Genomic DNA, 5,740 nt, shown 5'->3' on the forward strand with positions numbered 1-5,740 from the left:
CGGCCAGGCCGACCGCGCCGGCCACCACCCCGGTGGTGACGACCATGGTCCACACCAGGAGGGTCTGCATCGAGGAGGCGACGAAGCGGTCGTTCTCCGCCGAGACCGCTCCTTCGAACTCGCCCTGGTCGGTGCCGGCCAGGACCGTGTAGCGGCCCCCGGTGGCGGTGAGCACGTCGTCGACCGCCGCTGTGAGGGCCGCCTCGCTGACCCCGTCGGCCGGACGGACCCCCAGGGCGTCGGCGTGGCCGGGATCCAGGCCGCCCAGTTCTGCGGCCCGGGAGTCGGTGAAGAAGAGCGCGGACTGGTGGCGCCACCGCACCGGGTCGGCCGGATCGGCGATTCCCGACACCCGGTACTCCTCGATCGTGCCCAGGACCAGAACGGTGACCGTCTGCCCGACGGCCAGGCCGCCCGCTTCGGCCAGGGGACGGTCGACCACCACCTCTCCGTCCGCCGCGGGCGGTTCTCCCTCACCCACCTCGAACGGGGTGAGCGCGGCGCTGCCCCAACCGTGTCCGAAACCGCGTTCGGTGCCGGGGACGCGGACCACGCGGCCGTCGGGGTCCAGCAGTGTCGCCGGGAAGGTCGTCTCGGGCACCGTCTCGGCCACCTGCGCAAGCTCGTCGAGGGCGGCGGCCAGGGAGAGCGGGACCTGCCCGCCCGGATGCTCCGGGACGACGACCAGAGGAACGCCCGCATAGCGTTCGACCGTCGGCTCCTGGCGGTCCGCCGAGAAGTAGACGAAGGAGAGGCCGCTCACCAGAGCGGCGCTGATCACCAGCACGATCGCGGCGCCCAGAACGGATCCGGGACGGTGCCGCACCGAACGCCAGCCCAGCCACACCGAGGTCAGCCGCATGACGAAGAGAATTCCTGGTCGGGGGCGGAAGGGAAGAGCACGCCACCGGTACGGGGGTGCCGCGTGGACACGGCCGAGTCTAATCCGCGCAGAAGGCACAAAAAAATCCGGCTTTCGTCGCGGAGTGCGGCAGATGAGCGGTCGGCGCAGCTCAACCAGGGTGGAATGCACCGCGAGGCCGTTTCCGGCCATTCGGGAAATCGGTGAGCCGCGGGTTCTCCCGTGTGCCGAGGGTGAGAATTTCGGAGAAATCCTCACCGTGGAGACCGCGGTGCCCACCGGGGAGTCCACAGAAAAGGAAGAAAAAGGGGTCGACTGCCCCAAAGACGCGTACCATCCGGCACCGGAGGCAGGGCGCGGAACACGGCCCTTTTCCGGGAATTCTCCGACAGGGGAAACAGTGCCGTGCGGGCCGTGCCGTCGGGGCGGCAACCGGCGGCCCGCTGCGGCAGCCCTGCCGTGGGACCTCCCCGACGGCCCCTGTGCCGGGCCGGCCGGTCAGGAGCCCGCGGCCTCCTCCGCCGCGTCCTGTCCGGGCCGGCGGTCCTGCTGCATCAGACGCAGACCGGCCACGCCCAGCGCCACCCCCAGGGCGACCATGACGGCGATCACCGGCCACTGCGTCCACGGCGGCAGGTACAGGGCCAGGAACCAGGCCCTGCTGTCCATCCCGGTGACCTTGAACACGCCCGGCACGATGCCCTGCGGGAACAGCGCGACCGGGCACAGCGTCATGCACACGCCCACCAGGAACTGTTTCTGCCGGGGCAGTTCACCGAAGTCCGCCAGCCGGGACGTGCCCGGGTCGCGGCGCCCGGTGCGCATCATGTGCAGCAGTTCGGGGCCGCGCGCGCAGCCCGCGTGCGGCCAGCGCCCCCAGTCCCCACCAGCACAGCAGCCCCGTGGCCAGGCCCACGGGCACCCCCGCCCAGCCGTACAGGACGGCCGCGACCGCGGCGGGCACCGCAGGAAGCAGGCCCAGCAGCATCATGACGTACATCATCCCGGTCGCCGACCCCTCGTCCTCGGTGAGGCGCAGCGGGTTGCCGGAACGCCGGTGCGGGTCGACGCCGGGCACGAGCGCGTACACCGACACCAGCGGCACCAGGCCCGCGCAGCCGCCCAGCAGGGCGGACAGGACCGCCAGCAGCAGCGGCCACGGCCCGCCGACCAGGACGGTGAACCCGACGGTCAGCGCCAGTGCCGCCGGCGTGACGAACAGCAGCCAGGCCAGCTGGCGGCCGCGCACGTCGTCGCCCCCGGGGGTGAGCAGCAGCAGCCACAGCGCGGTTCCGTCGACGCCGTAGACGTTGGCCGACAGCATGGCGGCCATGAGCACGAAGACCGGCCCCGACCACGGCAGCATCTGCTCCCAGCCCGTCAGCAGCGGCAGCGCGGCGAAGAACACCCCGTAGGCCAGCGCGAACGTCAACTGGTGGCTGCGCACCGGGTCGCGGGACCAGGTGCGCAGCTCCCGGCCCAGCACCGCGCCCGAGGCCGTGGCGGCGCGCATGCGGCCGCGGCCGCCGGCCGTGGTCCGCGCCACCCCGACCCGCCGGGTCAGCAGCGCCGCCCACGCCGCGAGCAGCAGCGCGACGAGCAGGACCTGGCCGGCGAGCACACCCGCCGACAGCGCCCAGCGGCCCTGGGCCGCCGACTCCACCGCGACCACGCCCCAGCCCGAGGGCAGGGCGTGCAGCACGGCGTCCACCGCCGGAGGCAGGCCCCCGGCCTCGCCGTAGGCGACCGCGACCACCCCGCCCTGGCTGAGCAGCGCCAGGACCAGGGCGTTGAGCACCCCCGAGGCGATCGCGCCCGCCCGGCTGCGCAGGACCAGGCCGAACAGCGCGACCACGACCTTGGACAGCAGGACGAACAGCGCCAACTGCAGCACCGCGGCGGGGAGGGCGACGGCGGCGGCCGCCGCGCTGCGGCCGGCGCCGAGCACGACCAGCCCGCCCAGGGGCCAGCAGGCTGAGAGCGGGGCCGGCGCCGACGAACGCGGCCGCCAGCAGTCCGGCCGCCAGCCGCCGGGGCAACAGGCCCAGGGGGGTGAAGAACTCCGGGCGGACCGTCTCGTCCCCGCCGCCCGTGAAGATCGGGCCGAGCAGCCAGCCCAGCAGCCACACCGCGTAGCCGGCGGCGAGCAGTTCGGCCCCGGTGAAGGCGAGTGCGACCGTGCCCGCCGCCCCGGCGGCGCCGAGCAGGACGCCGACGGCGGCGAACCCGGCGCGCCGCCCGCTCATCGAGTGGCGGACGACGGCCAGCTTCATACGGGCCATGGTCAGCGCGACAGCCACGACAACTCCCGTATCCCGCCGGTGTCGGTGCCGACCAGCGACACGAACCGCTCCTCCAGGGTCGACGACCTCCTGACCTCGGCGAGGGGGCCGGCCGCCGCGACCCTGCCCCGGTCGATCACGCCGACGTGGTCGCACAGCTCCTCCACCAGCGCCATGACGTGGCTGGACAGCACGACCGACCCGCCGCCCGCGACGAAGCCCCGCAGGATCGTCTTGATCGTGGCGGCCGAGACCGGGTCGACGGCCTCGAACGGCTCGTCCAGCACCAGCAGCCGCGGGGCGTGCAGCAGCGCGGTGGCCAGGCCGATCTTCTTGCGCATGCCGGTGGAGTAGTCGATGACCAGCGTGGTCTCCGCCCGGTCCAGCTCCAGGACGGCCAGCAGCTCCCCGGTCCGTTCGGCGACCACGTCCTCGTCCAGTCCGCGCAGCGCTCCCAGGTAGGTCAGCACCTCGCGGCCGGTCAGCCACTCCGGCATGGCCAGCCCGTCGGAAAGCACTCCGACCAGCGCCTTGGCGCGTGCGGGGTCCTCCCACACGTCGACGCCGAGGATGCGGGAGCGCCCGGAGTCGGGGCGCAGCAGGCCGACGGCCATCGACAGGGTGGTGGTCTTGCCCGCGCCGTTCTGGCCCACCAGGCCGTAGAACGACCCCTGGGGGACGGACAGGGTGATGCGGTCGACGGCGGTGGCCTCGCCGAACCGTTTGGTCAGCTCGATGGTCTCCAACGCGGCGGTCATGGGCGCTCCGGACGTGGGGGGGCCGGCAGGCCCGGGGGCGAACCGGTCGAGCAGGGAGGACGACTCCGGCGGGTGGGGCCGGTCGGCACGGACCGTGACGGCCGGCCCTTCGAACATGACAGCCATCGGCGGGGAAGGCAAGACCGTGCAGCCCCTTGGAGCGGGATCCGCCGCCCTGGCCGACCGGAAACCGCGGAGGGACCGGGGTCCGGCCGACGCGTCTCAGTCGGTCCGGTGCGCGCAGGGGTGCGGGGCCGCGGGGTGGGGGCCCAGGTGGACGTGGACCGCGTCGATCCGTCCGCTCTGCACCACCGTTCCGGTGACCGGGCCGCAGACCGTGTTCGCCGTGCCCTGCGGAGCCGTCCCGAGCTCTCCACGGAGTCGTAGTCGCCGCAGCAGCAGGCGGGCGCAGCCCCAGCCGAAGGCCACGGAGAAGACCGTCAGGCCGCACAGCAGGGCGAAGAGGACGACGAGGAGGAGGGCGTCGAGCAGAAAGAGGGCACGCTGACTGGCGTGGGGACCTAGGTCAGATAAAAGCTGTGCGTCACGGCGCCGTGCGCCTGCTCCCGCATCGAGCTGTCCGTGGTCCCGAACCTTTCCGTGATGAGCCTTTGCGTCGGGAATTGTAGCGGTGTGCGGCAGACCGTGTCCACCCGGTGACGTCCTGCCGGGGGTGCCGCAGGCCCCGCCCCCGCGAGGGCCCGCGGCACCCGTGCCCGCCGCCCCGGCACAACCGGGGCGGCGGGCACGGGCAGGCCCTCAGCCCTTCACCGCGCCGATGATGACGCCCTTGGTGAAGTGGCGCTGCACGAACGGGTACATGGCCAGGACGGGTACCAGCGCGATCACCACGATCGCCATCTGCAGGGCCAGGCTGGGCGGCAGGGCACTGGCCGCCTGGGAGGCGTCGGCGAGGGCGCCGACGCTGATGTTCTGGCCCTGCTGCACGTACTGGCGCAGCACCAGTTGCAGCGGCCACTTGGCGTTGTCGTTGATGTAGAGGATCGCGTTGAAGAACGCGTTCCAGTAGCCGACCGCGTAGAACAGTCCGACCACCGCGACCACCCCCTTGGACATGGGCAGCACCAGGCGGGTGAGGATCTTCCACTCGCTGGCGCCGTCCACCCGGGCGCTGTCGGAGACCTCGCGGGGGATGTTCATGAAGAACGCGCGCATCACCACCAGGTTGAACGCGTTGACCGCGGTGGGCAGGACGAGCGCCCAGTAGCTGTCGATCAGCCCCAGCGAGCTGACCATCAGGTAGCTGGGGATCATGCCGGGGCCGAACAGGAAGGTCAGCAGCACCAGGAACAGCAGGGGGCGGTGCAGCAGCGATCCGGGGCGCGCCAGCCCGTAGGCGGCCAGGCTGATCGCGGTGCCCACCGCGGTGACGCCGATGCTGACCGCGACGGCGCGGGTCACCACGCCGCCCGCGAACAGTTCGGCGTAGGCGGCCAGGGAGAGCCCGCGGGGGATCACCACCAGGCCGCCCGCGTCGTTGATCGCCGCGGCGGGGGAGAGGCTGGTCAGCACCACCACGTAGAGGGGGAACAGCACCGCCAGCGCGATCGCGGCCAGCACCGCCGCCTTGACGGCGCGTTCGGGCAGGGAGGGGGTCTCGGCCCAGACCGGGCGCTGCCGTGTCGGTGTCGTCATGATGTCCGCCGGTAGATTCCGTTCTCGCCCATCATGTGGGCGACCTTGTTGGCCACCAGGATCAGCGCCAGGCCGACCACGCCCTTGACCAGGCCGGCCGCCGCGCCGTAGCTCCACTCGCCCACCGCGAGGGTCTGCCAGTAGATGAAGGTGTCCAGCACCTCGGCGGCCTGCTGGCCCAC

The 5,740-nt window shown here is 72.9% G+C and carries 6 protein-coding genes and 1 pseudogene; all 7 read right to left on the reverse strand.

Going from position 1 to position 5,740, the window contains the following annotated elements; genetic code table 11:
- On the reverse strand, positions 1-862 hold an 862-nt coding region (locus tag AC529_RS20450), incomplete at its 3' end, for an ABC transporter permease (RefSeq protein ID WP_332307050.1).
- 498 nt (positions 863-1,360) lie between these two features.
- Positions 1,361-1,690, reverse strand: coding sequence for a hypothetical protein (locus AC529_RS08915; RefSeq protein WP_157080130.1), 330 nt, complete (start codon positions 1,688-1,690; stop codon positions 1,361-1,363).
- Positions 1,635-2,810 (reverse strand): hypothetical protein, encoded by a 1,176-nt coding sequence (locus AC529_RS08920; RefSeq protein ID WP_068755487.1) that lies wholly within the window; start codon positions 2,808-2,810, stop codon positions 1,635-1,637. Before AC529_RS08920 ends, AC529_RS08915 begins: the two co-directional genes overlap by 56 nt.
- 336 nt (positions 2,811-3,146) lie before the next feature.
- Entirely contained in the window at positions 3,147-3,902 is a 756-nt protein-coding gene (locus AC529_RS08925) for an ABC transporter ATP-binding protein (RefSeq protein ID WP_068755489.1), read from the reverse strand.
- A 222-nt stretch (positions 3,903-4,124) separates the two neighbouring features.
- Positions 4,125-4,331: a hypothetical protein gene (locus AC529_RS20045; protein WP_157080131.1), complete on the reverse strand. Its 207-nt coding sequence runs from the start codon at positions 4,329-4,331 to the stop codon at positions 4,125-4,127.
- Between the two features lie 330 nt (positions 4,332-4,661).
- On the reverse strand, positions 4,662-5,558 hold the full coding sequence (locus AC529_RS08930) for a carbohydrate ABC transporter permease (protein WP_068755490.1): 897 nt from the start codon (positions 5,556-5,558) through the stop codon (positions 4,662-4,664).
- A pseudogene (locus AC529_RS08935) lies at positions 5,555-5,740 on the reverse strand (sugar ABC transporter permease); the annotation flags it as partial. The pseudogene AC529_RS08935 and the gene AC529_RS08930, both read right to left, overlap by 4 nt.

The organism is Thermobifida cellulosilytica TB100 (assembly GCF_001517975.1).
Lineage (GTDB): Bacteria > Actinomycetota > Actinomycetes > Streptosporangiales > Streptosporangiaceae > Thermobifida > Thermobifida cellulosilytica.

Bases quoted from the DNA above. Each gene is read 5' to 3' on its own strand.
- AC529_RS08930 (WP_068755490.1), bottom strand. From the start codon at position 5,558: ATGACGACACCGACACGGCAGCGCCCGGTCTGGGCCGAGACCCCCTCC.
- AC529_RS08925 (WP_068755489.1), bottom strand. From the start codon at position 3,902: ATGACCGCCGCGTTGGAGACCATCGAGCTGACCAAACGGTTCGGCGAG.
- AC529_RS08915 (WP_157080130.1), bottom strand. From the start codon at position 1,690: ATGATGCGCACCGGGCGCCGCGACCCGGGCACGTCCCGGCTGGCGGAC.